The organism is Aurantimonas sp. A3-2-R12 (genome assembly GCF_036016755.1).
Classification (GTDB): Bacteria; Pseudomonadota; Alphaproteobacteria; order Rhizobiales; family Rhizobiaceae; genus Aurantimonas; species Aurantimonas coralicida_A.
The window spans coordinates 1-14,162 of the sequence record NZ_JAYXIH010000008.1 but is presented as its reverse complement, the minus strand read 5'-3'; the positions used below and the strand labels follow the sequence as shown (position 1 = coordinate 14,162).

Annotated in this window: 11 protein-coding genes; 5 read left to right on the top strand and 6 right to left on the bottom strand. The window is 65.7% G+C overall.

Features of this window, described 5'->3' with window-relative positions; translation table 11 throughout:
- Positions 1–105 precede the first annotated feature (105 nt).
- Positions 106–2,076 carry an elongation factor G gene (locus VSX60_RS06165; RefSeq protein ID WP_327623276.1) on the top strand — a complete coding sequence of 657 codons (1,971 nt, stop codon included), beginning with the start codon at positions 106–108 and terminating at the stop codon, positions 2,074–2,076.
- Positions 2,077–2,122: 46 nt separating this feature from the next.
- Here VSX60_RS06165 and VSX60_RS06160 read toward each other — a convergent pair whose 3' ends face one another.
- Together VSX60_RS06160 and VSX60_RS06155 are read right to left on the bottom strand one after the other, a co-directional pair.
- Entirely contained in the window at positions 2,123–3,499 is a 1,377-nt protein-coding gene (locus tag VSX60_RS06160; protein ID WP_327623275.1) for a sensor histidine kinase, read from the bottom strand.
- Positions 3,496–4,176, bottom strand: coding sequence for a response regulator transcription factor (locus tag VSX60_RS06155; protein WP_327623274.1), 681 nt, complete (start codon positions 4,174–4,176; stop codon positions 3,496–3,498). The genes VSX60_RS06160 and VSX60_RS06155 overlap by 4 nt, the downstream gene beginning before the upstream one ends.
- Positions 4,177–4,345: 169 nt before the next feature.
- Here VSX60_RS06155 and VSX60_RS06150 point away from each other — a divergent pair, with 169 nt between their 5' ends.
- From VSX60_RS06150 to VSX60_RS06140, 3 genes are all read left to right on the top strand, one after another.
- Positions 4,346–5,446, top strand: coding sequence for a Bug family tripartite tricarboxylate transporter substrate binding protein (locus tag VSX60_RS06150; protein ID WP_327623273.1), 1,101 nt, complete (start codon positions 4,346–4,348; stop codon positions 5,444–5,446).
- 180 nt (positions 5,447–5,626) lie between these two features.
- Positions 5,627–7,636 (top strand): tripartite tricarboxylate transporter permease, encoded by a 2,010-nt coding sequence (locus tag VSX60_RS06145; RefSeq protein ID WP_327623272.1) that lies wholly within the window; start codon positions 5,627–5,629, stop codon positions 7,634–7,636.
- Positions 7,637–7,641: 5 nt separating this feature from the next.
- The gene (locus tag VSX60_RS06140; protein WP_327623271.1) at positions 7,642–8,730 is read left to right on the top strand and encodes a 4-oxalomesaconate tautomerase; all 1,089 of its coding nucleotides are present in this window, start codon (positions 7,642–7,644) and stop codon (positions 8,728–8,730) included.
- A gap of 13 nt (positions 8,731–8,743) precedes the next feature.
- Here VSX60_RS06140 and VSX60_RS06135 read toward each other — a convergent pair whose 3' ends face one another.
- The 4 genes from VSX60_RS06135 to tcuA are packed head-to-tail and all read right to left on the bottom strand — an operon-like array spanning position 8,744 to position 13,250.
- Complete coding sequence (locus VSX60_RS06135; protein ID WP_327623270.1) at positions 8,744–9,700, bottom strand: D-2-hydroxyacid dehydrogenase family protein; 957 nt, start codon at positions 9,698–9,700, stop codon at positions 8,744–8,746.
- On the bottom strand, positions 9,697–10,752 hold the full coding sequence (locus VSX60_RS06130) for an AbrB family transcriptional regulator (protein ID WP_327623269.1): 1,056 nt from the start codon (positions 10,750–10,752) through the stop codon (positions 9,697–9,699). The genes VSX60_RS06135 and VSX60_RS06130 overlap by 4 nt, the downstream gene beginning before the upstream one ends.
- Entirely contained in the window at positions 10,739–11,863 is a 1,125-nt protein-coding gene (gene tcuB, locus VSX60_RS06125) for a tricarballylate utilization 4Fe-4S protein TcuB (protein WP_327623268.1), read from the bottom strand. The genes VSX60_RS06130 and tcuB overlap by 14 nt, the downstream gene beginning before the upstream one ends.
- A complete protein-coding gene (gene tcuA / locus VSX60_RS06120) occupies positions 11,856–13,250 on the bottom strand; it encodes an FAD-dependent tricarballylate dehydrogenase TcuA (RefSeq protein WP_327623267.1) in 1,395 nt (464 codons plus the stop codon). Before tcuA ends, tcuB begins: the two co-directional genes overlap by 8 nt.
- A 127-nt stretch (positions 13,251–13,377) precedes the next feature.
- Here tcuA and VSX60_RS06115 point away from each other — a divergent pair, with 127 nt between their 5' ends.
- Entirely contained in the window at positions 13,378–14,058 is a 681-nt protein-coding gene (locus VSX60_RS06115; protein WP_327623266.1) for a GntR family transcriptional regulator, read from the top strand.
- Positions 14,059–14,162: the final 104 nt, after the last annotated feature.

The window sequence follows — 14,162 nt, the reverse complement described above, 5'->3', positions numbered from 1 at the left end:
GATCGACGGCGGCTCCGTTTTGCGACATTCTGCCTGGAACTCGCCGCGGTCGCCCCGATGCGGGGCGCCCGAACGCCGCGAGTGCGAAGCGTAAAGGAGCCGATCATGCGGTGCTTCACGGTTCTCGGTCCGGCAGGTGCCGGGAAAACCACACTCGTCAATCGGCTCGCCGGGCCCCAAGCTGCGGGCGAGCGCTTCGAAACCCGTGACGGCCTCGGTGTCGTCAGATTCGATTTCATGGACGAGCCTTGGTGCGCGATCGACTGCCCGGGCGACATCGAGACCCTACCGCAAGCGCGCGCGGCCTTGCTGGCCAGCGATGCGGCGGTGATCGTCGTTTCGCCCGATCCCGAGGCCGCCGTGCTCACGGCGCCGTTCTTCCGGGCAGTGGAGGCATCGGGCATGCCCTGTCTCGTCTTCGTCAACCGTATCGATGAAACCCGGGCCCGACTCCGCGACGTCGTTGCCGGGCTGCAGGACTATTGCGGCCATCCGATCGTGCTTCGCCAGATCCCGATCCGCGACGGAGAGCAGGTCGTCGGCGCGGTCGATCTCGTCTCCGAGCGCGCCTGGCGCTATCAGGAGGGAGGACCATCCGCTCTGGTCGAGGTTCCCGAGAGTGCCGTGGCGCGTGAGCATGAGGCGCGGGCGGAGCTGCTGGAAAACCTATCCGAGTTCGACGATCGGTTGCTCGAGGAGATCGTGGAGGACCGCGAACCGGCGACAGGCGCTCTCTATGCGATCTGCTGCCGGGCGCTTGCCGAGAACCGGGCGAACCCGGCGCTGATCGGCTCCGCCCTGCATGGTGCCGGCGTTGTCCGGCTGATGAAGCTGCTGCGCCATGAGGCTCCTTCCGTCGATGTCCTGCGTCAGCGGCTGGCCGCCGGATCGCAGGCGGGGGAGGCGGGGCCGATGGCGGTCACGTTTCACGCCCAGTACCGGAAGCATCTCGGCAAGGAGAAAATTCTCCGGGCGCTCGTCGACGGGGTGAGCGCCGGGTCCTCGCTCGCCGGCGGAAATCTGGGTGCGCTCATGGAGGTTGGCACGGGCAAGCCGGCGTCGTCGCCGCTGCCAGCTGGCGGTATCGCCTTGGCGCTCAAGTCGGATCATCTTGCCGCTAGCCGGCTGCTCTTCGCTGACCGGAGCGGCGATCCGCCCGCCTGGGCCTGCTCACCGGAACCGATGTTCGTGCGCAGCCTGGCGCCAGAGAACGATCGCGACCAGGCGAAGCTTTCCCTGGCCCTTGCCCGCATCGCCGAGGACGATCCGGGCTTGGCGGTCAGTCAGGAGGGGGCGACGGGCGCGCTGGTCGTGCATCTCCAAGGGCCGATGCACCTTCGTCGCGTGCTCAGCATGCTGGCGGAAGAGTTCGGCGTGAAGGCGTCGGACCACGCGCCCGACGGCGTCTGGCGCGAAACGATCAGCCGACCGGCCAGCATCCACCATCGTCATCGCAAGCAGACCGGAGGCGCGGGGCAGTTCGCCGACGTCAAATTGACCGTGCGGCCAAACCGGCGGGGTGGTGGCTTCAGCTTCGACGAGACGGTGAAGGGCGGTGCCGTGCCGCGAAACTACATCCCTTCGATCGAGGCGGGAGCACGGGACGCGCTGGCGTCGGGGCCGCTCGGCTTTCCCGTGATTGACATCGCTGTGACGCTGACCGATGGGCAATACCATGCGGTGGACAGCTCGGACTTCGCCTTTCGCGCGGCGGGGCGAGCGGCGGTCGCGGAGGCGCTGGCGGAGGCGGTCCCGATGTTGCTGCAGCCGATCCATGAGGCCGCTATCCACGCGCCCGCCCTTTATACCGGCGCGCTCGTCGCGATGATCTCGTCGCTGAAGGGGCGCGTGCTGGGCTTTGAACCGAATCCGGACGCACGCGGCTGGGATCTGCTGCGTACGCGACTTCCCGCCGTCGCGCTGGAGGAACTGGGGCAGGCGCTCCGATCAGCGACCCAGGGCATCGGCTGGTTCGAAAGCGCCTTCGACCACTATGAGGAGGTTTACGGTCGCGATGCCGACCGCGTCATCGCGGCGCACGGCGGCGCCCGTGGGGAAAGGGTAGCCGCAAGGTAGCCGCGTCGCAATTGTCGGTCCAAGCCGGGCGGGCCGAACCCATGCGTTACTCAGCGGCCCCCGCGATAGGCAATTCGATCACGAACCGCGCTCCACCTGGCGTGTCGCCCAACCAGACGTGTCCGCCGTGCCGATCGACGATTTCCCGCACGATGGCAAGGCCGAGTCCGCAGCCTTCCACCCCGTCGTCTACACCGCGCTGGAAGCGCTCGAAGATGCGGTCTCGCTGCTTCGTCAGTACGCCGGGTCCATCATCCTCGACGGCCAGACGAACAATTCCCGGCTCGAATCCGACCGCGACCCGGACAGCACCGCCGTCCCGGCATCCGTATCGGATGGCGTTATCGAGAAGGTTCTCGAGGGCCTCGCCGAGCAACACCGGATCGCCTCGTATCAGGACCGGTTCCCCCGCCACGTCCAGCGACACGTCGATACCACGCAGCAATGCGGCAGCCGCTCGTCCGCGCAATATGTCGGCGGCCAGTTTCGCGAGTTCGATTTTTTCCTCGCTCGATCCGGGCGGGAGGCCGCGCGCCCGTTCCAAGGATAGCAGTTGCTGGGTCAGGCGTGCGGTACGCCGGGCCGCTTCGGCGACCTCCGAGACGCGTCCGCGCAAATCCGCGTCCGGCGGTGCCGCCTCGGCCGCCTCGGCTTGGGCGAGGATCGCCGCAATTGGGTTCCGCAGCTGGTGCGCCGCGTTGGAAATGAAGGCGTCCCGCGCCGCGAAGGCGTCGGAGAGCTGCCGGAAGAGCGCATTCATGGCCCGCACGAGGCTCTTGACCTCGCGCGGCACAGTTCGCCGGATCGGGCTCAGATCGTCCTGCGAACGGCGCTCGACGGCTTCGCGCAATTGCAGCAACGGCCGCAAGCCGAAATTGATGCCAAACCAGACGAAGGCGCCCGCAGCGACGATTACCACTGCCATGAGGGTCGACGCCTCCATAGCCAGTTGCAAGCTCAGCGCGTCGCGCTGGCGGACGGTCTGCCAGACCTTGACCGTCACCCAACCGCCGAATTGCGGTTCGGGGATGAATTCGCGGAGAACGACCGCCCGAACGGGCGCGTCGAAATATTCCGCGTCGAAGAAGGCGGGAACGCCGCTTGCGATCTCTTCGGTTCCCGGTTGCGGCGGTGAGTTGGTATATCCCGTGACGAAGCGTCCGCCGGGGCCGGTCACTTCGTAATAGATGGCGTCGCCGAGCGTTTGGGTCAGCGATTCCAACAGCTGCTCGGACAGGAGATCGCCCTCGCTGAGGACGACGTCGCGGGAAATCGCCAATGCGACGGCGAGGAGAGTATTGTCGTAGAGGGTCTGCGACGTCCGCTCCGCCATCACATAGCGAGCCACGGCGGCGAAGCCGGCGACGACGACCAGGGGCAGGACGATCAGCAGGAATAGCCGAGAGCGCAGCGAGCGGTTCATTGTTGCCCGTCATTGCCGGCATCAAGCATGTAGCCCACCCCGCGAGCCGTGCGGATTTCGACGCCGGTCTCGCGCAGCTTGCGTCGGAGACGCGACACCGCCAGTTCGACCGCGTTCGGTTCGATCTCGGAGCCGACGCCATACAATGCCTCGCCGATTTGCTCTTTCGCGATCACGCGCCCCGAATTTTGAAGCAGATACTCGAACAGCGCGAGTTCACGCCGCGCGAGGTCGATGGGGCCCTGCGGCCCGAACAGCTGTCGCGCCCCGTGGTCGAACCGGAGCCGGCCGAGCGTTTCCTCGACGGGCCGCAAGCCCGGTAGCCGCCGCGCAAGCGCACGCAGTCTGGCGATCAGCTCGGCCATGTCGAACGGCTTGACCAGATAGTCGTCGGCGCCGGCGTCCAGCCCGGTGATCCGATCGCTTGTCTCGCCCCGCGCCGTCAGCATCAGGACCGGCGTCGAATCCCCGCGTTGCCGCAATGCCCGGACCAGATCGAAGCCGCTCAGCCCCGGCAGGTTGACATCGACGATCGCGACGTCGGCGCCTTGGGTGGCGAGATAAGTGGCACCATCGCTGCCGTCCAAAAGGCAGTCCACGGCATGTCCGAGATCGCGCAGCGCCGTGGCGATTCCACGCGCCAGGCTCTCATTGTCTTCGATCAATACAATTCGCATGGTCCTCCGGCCCTTGACAGGGTTCAGACAGGTTGCGCGGATAAACAGGCCCGGATCAAGCTGGCCCCGCGATTTCGACGACGCCGGCAGATCTATGGGAGAGGAGACGCGGAGCGCGGGATACCGTCATCTGCTCTCGACGATCAATGCAACGGTCTGGGAGGACCCAATGACACTTAACAGTTTCACGCGCCGCGCGACGCTGGCGATCGCGGCTTCACTCGCCGCGCTCACCGTGTCGGGGCCGGCTTCGGCTCAGGTCTCGTTCGAAGGCAAGACTATCGAATGGATCATCCCGTTCTCGCCGGGCGGCGGTTCGGACACCTGGGCGCGGTTCAACGCGCCGTTCTTCTCCAAATATCTGCCCGGCAACCCCACGGTTGTCGTGGTCAACGAGCCGGGCGGTGGTTCGACCAAGGGCACCAACCTCTTCGCCAGCCGCGCAAAGCCGGACGGCCTGACCATCCTCGGCACGTCGGGCTCGACTCAGTTCCCGTATCTTCTGGGCGATCCGCGCGTCCGCTATGAATACAAGGATTGGAAGATCGTCATGGCCGCGCCGACCGGCGGTGTCGTCTATGCCTCTCCCGAACTGGTTCCGACAGCGGATGACATCGGCAATCTGAAGGATCAGAAGCTGGTCTATGCGAGCCAGGGCGCTACCTCGCTCGATCTGGTTCCGCTGCTCGGTTTCCAGATGATGGGCCTCGACGTCCAGCACGTCTTCGGCTTCAAGGGCCGTGGCGACGGACGCCTCGCCTTCGAGCGCGGCGAGGTCAACATCGATTACCAGACGTCTTCGGCCTATCTGAAGAACGTGCAGCCGCTGGTCGACGAGGGCAAGGCGGTTCCGCTGTTCTCCTGGGGCGCGCTGGACGAGGACGGCAATCTCGTCCGCGATCCGACCTTTCCCGACCTGCCGCATTTCGGGGAAGCCTACGAAATGCTGACCGGAAAAGCGCCGTCGGGTCCGGAGTTCGATGCCTATTTCGCCTTCTTCACCGCCGGTTTTCCGGCCCAGAAGATGGTCTTCTTGCCCAAGGACACACCCGACGACATCGTCGCCGCCTATCAGGACGCCGTGACCCAGATGAAGGCCGATCCCGAATACCAGTCGGCCAAGGAGCCGGTCCTGGGCACCTACGAGCAGGTCACCGGCAAGCCGGCGCAGGCATTGTACGACAAAGGTACGACGATCTCGCCCGAGTTGCGCAGCCAGGTCGTCGACATGCTGGGCACGGAATATAACGTCAAGCTGAGCGACGACTGACCCCCTGATGTGATGTGGCGGGCGGCTCGCAGGGGCCGCCCGCTACGAGTCTGGAGCATCGGACCAAAAAGTGGAATCCGGTTTTTGGATAATTTCGATGCTCAATCAAAGTGTTAGAGCGTCCTTTGTGCGTTCGAATGGACGCACGGCGCTCTAACGCGGCGCTGGGAGGTCACCGCCATGTTCGACGTCTTCGTTTCGGCACTCGCCGAACTCCTGACGTGGCAGCATATGCTCTACATGCTGCTCGGCGTGCTGCTCGGCCTGTCGATCGGCGTCTTCCCCGGCCTCGGCGGCATCGCCGGATTGTCGCTGCTGATCCCCTTTCTCTACGGTATGGACTCGGTCACCGCGTTGGCCATGCTGATCGGCCTGATCGCGGTCATCCCGACCTCCGACACCTTCGCGTCGGTCCTCATGGGCATTCCCGGATCCAGTGCCAGCCAGGCCACCGTGCTCGACGGATTTCCGCTGGCCAAGCAGGGCCAGGCAGCGCGGGCGCTCTCGGCCGCCTTTGTCTCCTCGCTCTTCGGGGGCCTGTTCGGGGCTGTCGTCCTGACCGGTTTCGTTTTGATCGCACGGCCGATCATCCTCGCATTCGGCTCCGCGGAACTGTTCATGCTGTCGCTGTTCGGCCTCTCCATGGTCGGCGTGCTGGCCGGCCGCAGTCTTGCCAAGGGGCTGGCGGCCTGCGGGATCGGGCTGGTGCTCGGCTCGGTCGGTGGCGCGCCCGCCACCGGCGAATTCCGGATGATCCTGGACTTCGACTATCTCTACGACGGCGTGCCGCTGGTCGTTGTTGGCCTCGGACTCTTCGCATTTCCCGAAATCGCCGAATTGCTGCGCCGCAATCAGTCCATTACCGGTGGGGTCGCTCTCGGCGCTGGATGGTTCGAGGGCGTCCGCGATTGGATGCGCCACTGGTTCCTTAGCCTGCGTTGCGCCGGCATCGGCTGCATCATCGGCGCGATCCCCGGCCTCGGCGGATCGGTGGTGGACTGGATCGCCTACGGTCATGCGGTGCAGACGACCAAGGACACCTCGCGATTTGGCCACGGCGATATTCGCGGCGTGATCGCTCCGGAAAGCGCCAACAACGCCAAGGAGGGCGGTGCGCTGCTGCCTACGCTGCTTTTCGGTATTCCCGGATCCGGGTCGATGGCGGTGTTTCTCGGCGGCATGGTGCTGATCGGCATCGAGCCTGGCCCCTCGATGGTCACCTCCGATCTGAACATCACCTATTCGATTATCTGGTCGCTTGCCCTTGCCAATGTCATCGGCGCGGGGCTGTGTATCGCACTGGCGCAGCCGATCTCGCGGCTGACGACGATTCCGTTTCCGCTGCTCGCCCCGTTCATGATCGCGGTGATTTCCTTCGCCGCCTTTCAGGCGACGCGCGACCTGGCCGATCTGGTGGCGCTACTGGTGCTCGGCGTGCTTGGCGTCCTGATGAAGCGGTTCGGCTGGCCGCGTCCGGCGATGCTGATCGGCTTCGTGCTGGCGCCGCAGGCCGAGACCTACCTCTACCAGGCAGTGCAGTTCTACGGCTGGGAGTTCCTGAGCCGTCCCGGCGTCTTGATCATCGGCGCGCTGACGGCGCTGTCGATCTGGTTCGGCGTGCGCAACCGCGTCGACGACACCGGCGCCCCGGCTCCGGCAGGTGCCTCCGAGACCGCCGTCTCGGTTTCGGGGCGCGCGCCGTTGGCCGACCGCGGGCCGCAGATCGCGTTTGCCGCCCTCGTCGTCGCGATCTTTGCCTATGCGATCTGGGATGCGGCCGGGCAATCCTTCCTCGGGGCGGTCTTCCCGATGGGCAGCGCGGCTGTCGCCGGTCTGTTCGCGTTGCTGCTGCTCGGGGTGCTCGTGCTCGGCGAGAATGCCAATCCGGCGATCTTCGATCACGAGGTCCACGGCGATCATGTCGGCGCGGACGATATTCGCAGTCCTTGGGCCGGAGCGCTCTGGATCGCGGCGTTGGTCGCCATCACCGCCCTGATCGGATTCTGGTTGGGCGCGCTGGTCTTCTTCCTGGTGTTTCTGCGGGTGCGGGCGCAAGCCGGCTGGACGCGCACACTGCTCCTGACGGCGGTGGCGATGGTCTTCTTCACCTTCCTGGCCAACGCCCTGTCGCTTAATTTCCCGAGCGGATGGCTGCAATCGGCCGTCGATCTCCCTTGGCCTTTGAGGTAGCATCAATGCGGCAGACCGAAATCCCTTTCCTGTTCATGCGCGGCGGGACCTCTCGCGGCCCTTATATCGCGAGGCAGGATCTTCCCGAGGACCGCGAGTCACTGGCGCGGGTGCTGGTCGCGGCCGTGGGCTCCGGCCACAAGCTCAACATCGACGGAATCGGGGGCGGCGCGGCGGTGACCACCAAGGTCGCCATGCTGTCTCGGTCCGAAGACGACTGGGCCGAGGTAGATTACTTCTTCGCCCAGGTTTCGGTGCTCGACGGCCTGGTCGACTTCAAGCCGACCTGCGGCAACATCCTCTCCGGTGTCGGCCCCGCCGCGATCGAGATGGGGCTGGTCGGTATCAAGGGTCCGCAGACACCGGTGCGCATCCGGGCCGTCAATACCGAAGCGCGGATCGAAGCGATCGTGCAGACGCCGGACGGATTCGTCGAATATGATGGCGATGCGCGTATCGACGACGTGCCGGGGACGGCGGCGCCGGTGACGCTCAATTTCATGGACGTGGTCGGGTCGACCTGTGGGGCGCTGCTGCCGACCGGCAATCTGCGCGACGTGATCGACGGGGTCGAGGTCACCTGCATGGACGTGGCGATGCCCATCGTCATCGCGCGCGCCGACGCGTTCGGCCTGACCGGCGAGGAGAGCGCCGAGGAACTCGACGCCAATCGCGACTTCTATGCCCGTATGGAGCCGATCCGGCAGGAGGCCGGACGCCGGATGGGGCTCGGCGACGTGTCGAAATCGGTGATGCCGAAATTCGGCCTGCTCAGTAGCGCCCGTTCCGGTGGAACGATCTCGGCCCGCTACTTCATGCCCTGGAATTGTCATCCGTCGATGGCCGTCACCGGCGCCCAATGCCTCGCCTCGTGCGCCTTGGTCCCCGGGACCGTCGCCGACGGCCTGGCCGAGCGTCCGGTCGAAGGACCCGCCGTGGTCACGATCGAGCACGCCTCGGGAAACATCGAGGTCGCGGCCGATTTCACCCATGGGTCCGACGGCTTCGATCTGCGCTCGGCGGGGCTGCTGCGTACGGCGCGCCTATTGGCAAAGGGGCAACTGATGGTGCCCGGCGCGGTCTGGAGCCGCTGAGCCGACGAAGTGGCTATAGCTCTCGGATCGGCGTGCCGTCGCGCCAGGCGGCGACGGCCTCGACGGTGTCACCGTAGAACAGCCGCCAGGTTTCGTCGGTGACATAGCCAAGATGCGGCGTGGCGAGCAGGCGGTCGCCGAACTCGGCGAAGGCCGCGCGAAGCGGATCGTCCTGCGGAAGTGGCTCGGCGTCGAAGACATCAAGCCCGGCCTTGGCCGGTCGCCCGGCGCGCATTGCGGCAAGGAGCGTCGGCGTATCGACGATTCCGGCGCGGGATGTGTTGACGAAGACGGCGCCGTCTCGCATCGCGGCGAAAGCGTCCGATCCGATCAGGCGATCGGTCCGCGGCGAATGCACGAGGTGGACCGAAACCACGTCGCTTTCGCCCATCAGAGCCGCAAGCGATGGCGCATGAGGCACTCCGCATTCGGCGCAGCGCGCGTCTGTCAGGTTTTGCGACCAGGCGCTGACGCGCATTCCCAGACCCTGTGCCAACCGGGCGACCTGTGCGCCGACGGTCCCCAGGCCGATCAGGCCGAGCCGGAGGCCATCGAGGTCGCGCCCCGGCGGCCCCTGCCAGCCGCCCTCGCGTAGCCGCCCGGCTTCGCCGAAAAGGTTGCGCGACAGCGCCAGGATCAGAAGCAGCGTCAGTTCGGCCGTCGTGGTCTTGCGCGCCCGGGTGCCGCAGACCGTGATCCCGGCTGCCCGCGCCGCCTCGAGATCGATCGCATTGTTGCGCGCGCCGGTAGTCACGATCAGCGTCAGCGCCGGCAACGCTTTGATCACAGGGGCAGGGAAGGGGGTGCGCTCGCGCATCAGACAGAGCACGTCGAACGGACGGAGAGCGGCGACCAGCGCCTCGGTGGACGCAAAGGGCTCGGAAAACACCTCGATGCTGGCGCCGAGGCTGGCCCAGTCGGCATAGTCGAGCGCCGAGCCGGACCAGTCGTCGAGAATGGCGATTCTCATTCACGATCCTTCCATTTCAGGAAATGCGCCACGATAGGCGCGCCGGCGATCACCACCACGATGCGGGCGATGTGGTGGGTGACGACGAAGGCGAGATCCGCGCCGGCGATGATCGTCAGCATCGCCATTTCGGCCTGACCGCCCGGCGCGAAGGACAAGAGCGCCTCGACGGCCGGAGCAAAGCCCGCCAGCGCCACGGCTTCGGCGAAAATCGTCGCAACGACGCCGAGTAGTACGCAGAAAGCCGCGCCCGCCAGGACGTCGACCCGCAATTCGCGCCAGCTGACGCCGGTGTATTTCGCGCCGATCGAGGCACCGATGAAGAACTGCGCTGCGAGAATCGCCAGCGCCGGCGGGCGATGTTCGATGAGGCCGAGCAGACTGAAAACGGCCGTGACGACCAACGGCCCGATGATCGAGGCGCCGAACAATCCGATGCGTTCGCCACCCTTCCAGCCGACCAGGGCGGCAACCGCCATCAGGAGCAGTTCTCGTGCCGGAATTTCCGCCAGCGCAGCACCCGGCGCGTTGGTGAGCGGTTGACCGTAGATCGACGTCATCAGGAACGGGACGAGCGTGACGATCAGCAGAACCCGTGTGGCGTGGATGAGCGACAGGGCCCGAATGTCCGCGCCGGCCTCTTGGCCAAAGATCACCATGTCCTGAAATCCGCCGGGCATGGCGGCGTAGTAGGATGTCGGCCCGTCGAATCCGCAGACGCGGCGGAAGAACGGATACCCGATCAGTCCGATGATCAGGACGAACAGCGGCACGAGGGCGACGGAATAGGCCATGCCGGGGAGGCGGGTCAGAAGATCCGGCGTAATGGACGAGCCGACGGCCACGCCGAGCACCGTGCGCATCATGACGCCGACCTGACCGGAGTCGGCCAGCGTTGCCCCAACCATCGCCGCAGCGAGACAGGCAAACAGCGGACCCAGAAGGAACGGCAGGGGCATATCCGCCAGCCAGAACAGCACGACGCCAACAGCGGCGATGATCAGCGTGATCAACTGTTTGCGCAGCCGCGTGGGGCTTTTATGCCCCGGCACCGGCGGCTTCCTGTTCGATTGTCTTGCTCTCCTTGGCATAGCGAACCAGCGCCAGATACCGGTAGATGCCGTGCACAAACTTGCCATAGGGCAGGGTCAGGAACAGGGCCAGCACAAAGCCGAGGTGCACAGCCAGGAGCACCCCCATGGCCGGGGTCGCGCGCAGGAACAGCAGCATGAGCCCCGTCAGGCCGGTGAGGAACAGCATGGCGAGGAACGCCGTATCCATGCCGAACCGGCTACCATCCTGCAGCGCCTCGTCGCGGCGCAGTTTCGCTGCGAGAAGACCTGCGGGGCCGATCAACAACCCGATTCCGCCCAGCGTGCCGAGGATGACCGGCACGTCCCACCAGGGATAAGGGGCCACGCGCCCGAAGACGTAATGATAAAGCGTCGCGACCGATGTTGCGGCGAAGCAGAGCATGAACCCGTAGAAGGTCAGGTGGTGGTAGATTCGGCGGCGATCGGTTGGCGCCTCGTCCTCGTTCATGCAGCCCTCGCCGCCCCCGTCGAGATAACGCAAGGTGCCGGCGTCATGGGCCGCGCGAGCGAGCGCGGCCGGCTGGGCAAGCGTCGCGGCCGGCTCGCCGATGTCACGCCAGAAGTTGCGCGCGCCCATGCCCAGGGCAAAGATTGCGAAGAGGAAGACCGTGCCGAAGAGCAGCGCCATGGCGTTGTGCGGCATCAGCGCGTAGAAATTCTCGTCCGTGAGATGCGCCGTGAACAGGGCTGCCGGCGCGTTCCAGGCTACGAATCCAATCAGGAAGAGTGCGACCGATAGCGCCACCAGCAATGCCGCGACCAGGCCATGGCGGGCAAAGACCCCGCGAAACGCCTGTGGCCAAGCATATTGCTCGTAGGACTGGTTGCGGACTTCGGCGAGGACCTTGGGCACGTTGACCGCGAATTCATGCGGCGGAGAAAACTGGCAATCGTAGTAGCAGGCGCCGCAGGAATGGCAGAGATTGGCCAGATAGTTGAGATCGCCGTCCTGGAAGTCGCGCCGCATCTCCATCGCCGGGAATACCGCGCACAGGCCTTCGCAGTAGCGGCAGGAGTTGCAAACCGTCATCAGCCGGTCGGCCTCGGCAAGGGCATCGGTCCTATGCATTGCGGGCAGCCTCCTGTCCGGCGATCCGCCCGAAGACGCTGCCGATGGTCATGCCGATACCGGCCGCGTAGCCTTGTCCGAGGACGTTGCCCGCCATGATCTCTCCCGCCGCGAACATGTTCGGCGCTGGCCGGCCGTCGGCCATCTTCATCCGCGCCTGTTCGTTCACGCGCACGCCGAGATAGGTGAAGGTGATGCCGGGCCGCACCGGATAGGCATAGAACGGCGCTGTTTCGATGCGCTGGGCCCAATTGGTCTTGTCGATGTCAAGGCCGCGCGTCCGGTTGCCGTCGAGTGTCGTATGGTCGAAGGGACGGCCGCCCTCGACCGCCGCGTTGAACGTGGTGACGGTGTCTTGCAGCGCCTTCCGATCGAGGCCGAGCGTGTCGGCCAGTTCGCCGATCGATCCGGCCATGACAGGCGGAAACAGCGACGGCATGAACTTTTCCAGCGATGGGGCGTCGAAGATGATGTAGGCGATCTGGTCTGGTTGCGCCGCGACCAGTCGTCCCCAGATCGCATAGCGCTTCGGCCAGATGTCCTCGCCCTCGTCGTAGAAGCGGGCGCCATCCCGGTTGACGACGATGCCGAACACCACGCAGTCGAGTCGCGTAATAATGCCGCCGTCGAATTTCGGCGCCCGCGCGTCGATCGCCACGGCGTGGCACTGGGTCGGATCGCCGATCTGTTCGACACCCGCTTCCAGCAGCATGCGGATGATCGTTCCCTTGTTGTAGGGCGTGCCGCGGATGAGGAAGTTGTCGGCCTTGTCGCCCCAGCCTTCCTTCAGCCATTCGAGATTGGCCTCGAAACCGCCGGACGCCGCAACGAAGTTCGCCGCGACGACGCGATGCGCTCCCTTCGGCGTCGTGACAGTCGCGGATCGGAAGGCGCCGTCCTCGATTTCCAGCCCCGTCACCTCCGCATCGTAGGCGACCACGACGCCCAGCCGTTCCGCCGTCCGGTAGAGCGAATTCAGCATCGAACGACCGCCACCGAGAAAGAACGAATTGGTCCGCCCCAGGCTCAGCGTGCCGCCCAGGGAGGGTTGAAACCGCACTCCCTGTTCCTGGATCCAGTCCAGCATCGCCTTCGACTCGCGGATCATCAGGCGCGCCAACGTCTCGTCGGTGTTGCCCGCCGTCACCAGCATCAGATCGTCGAAGAATTCCGCCTCGCCATAGGGACCCGACAACGTCTCGGTCGCGGCATCGTGGGCGCAGCGCATGTTGCGGGTGTGCCGGGTGTTGCCGCCGCGGTAGAATTTCGGCGCTGCCTCCACCACCAGCACCGAACGCCCCTCCCGCCGGGCGGCGATCGCCGCGCAGAGGGCGGCGTTACCGCCGCCCGCCACGAGCACGTCCCAGCGCTTGTCCCAGTCCGCCATGGCTGCCCTAGTCCGTTAAAGTTGGCTTCGTATTTATTTGTATACGAAAAAACACAAGTTGCTACACTGGTCAACAGCCGCGTGCTATTCACAGCACCATCGGCGGCGCATTCAGAGAGGCGTAGTCATGGTTACAGGAGCAGCGTCACCAAGTTCCGGCGCGCGCGAAGGCAATCGGCAGGGCCTGTCGCAATATGTCTTCGACGCCTTGCGGGACGCTCTCCGTGCCGGCCAATACCGTCCCGGAGATCGGCTACGCGAGGAGGAAGTGGCGCATCGGCTCAAGGTCAGCCGAACGCCCGTCAGGGAAGCGTTCAGCCGCCTCTTGGCCAAGCGCTTGGTCGAGCCTGCGAGCGGCCGAGGGCTGGTCGTGCGCCGTCTCGGATCGGCGGAGGTGTTCGAACTCTACGCCATGCGGGAAATTCTCGAGGGCGCCGCCGCGCGTCTGTCGGCGCAGCATGGCGCACCGGCGGAGCACCAGGTGCTGGCCGACATCGGGCAGCGGTTCGCCGCTGTCGCCCCCGAAGCGAGCGACCTGGCCGCCGACCTCAACCATCGCTTCCACGATACGCTCTACGCCTCCGCCCGTAACCATTATCTCGATGCGGCGCTGCAGGAGATGCAGGACGCCATCGCCTTGCTTGGCCCCACGACCTACTCCGTTCCAGGCCGCCACGCCGAGGCTTGCCGGGAGCACACGGCGATCGTGGAAGCGGTCGCGGTGCGCGACGCGGATACGGCCGAACAGGTCGCGCGCGAGCATATCCGCCGGTCCTTGGCCGCCCGCGTCCTGCTGCTCCACGGCTAGAGCATCCGGCGAATAATTTGAATCGACGGGTTCCCATTTGATGTTCGGTTTGATTCTCTGTGAGCAGGAGGTGCTTCATGGGAAAGGCTGTTTCATCAGATTTG

Excerpts from the sequence above, each read along its gene's own strand:
- VSX60_RS06115 (WP_327623266.1), top strand. The coding sequence starts at position 13,378 with ATGGTTACAGGAGCAGCGTCACCAAGTTCCGGCGCGCGCGAAGGCAAT.
- VSX60_RS06160 (WP_327623275.1), bottom strand. The coding sequence starts at position 3,499 with ATGAACCGCTCGCTGCGCTCTCGGCTATTCCTGCTGATCGTCCTGCCC.
- VSX60_RS06155 (WP_327623274.1), bottom strand. The coding sequence starts at position 4,176 with ATGCGAATTGTATTGATCGAAGACAATGAGAGCCTGGCGCGTGGAATC.
- VSX60_RS06140 (WP_327623271.1), top strand. The coding sequence starts at position 7,642 with ATGCGGCAGACCGAAATCCCTTTCCTGTTCATGCGCGGCGGGACCTCT.
- VSX60_RS06135 (WP_327623270.1), bottom strand. The coding sequence starts at position 9,700 with ATGAGAATCGCCATTCTCGACGACTGGTCCGGCTCGGCGCTCGACTAT.
- VSX60_RS06165 (WP_327623276.1), top strand. The coding sequence starts at position 106 with ATGCGGTGCTTCACGGTTCTCGGTCCGGCAGGTGCCGGGAAAACCACA.
- tcuB (WP_327623268.1), bottom strand. The coding sequence starts at position 11,863 with ATGCATAGGACCGATGCCCTTGCCGAGGCCGACCGGCTGATGACGGTT.
- tcuA (WP_327623267.1), bottom strand. The coding sequence starts at position 13,250 with ATGGCGGACTGGGACAAGCGCTGGGACGTGCTCGTGGCGGGCGGCGGT.
- VSX60_RS06150 (WP_327623273.1), top strand. The coding sequence starts at position 4,346 with ATGACACTTAACAGTTTCACGCGCCGCGCGACGCTGGCGATCGCGGCT.
- VSX60_RS06145 (WP_327623272.1), top strand. The coding sequence starts at position 5,627 with ATGTTCGACGTCTTCGTTTCGGCACTCGCCGAACTCCTGACGTGGCAG.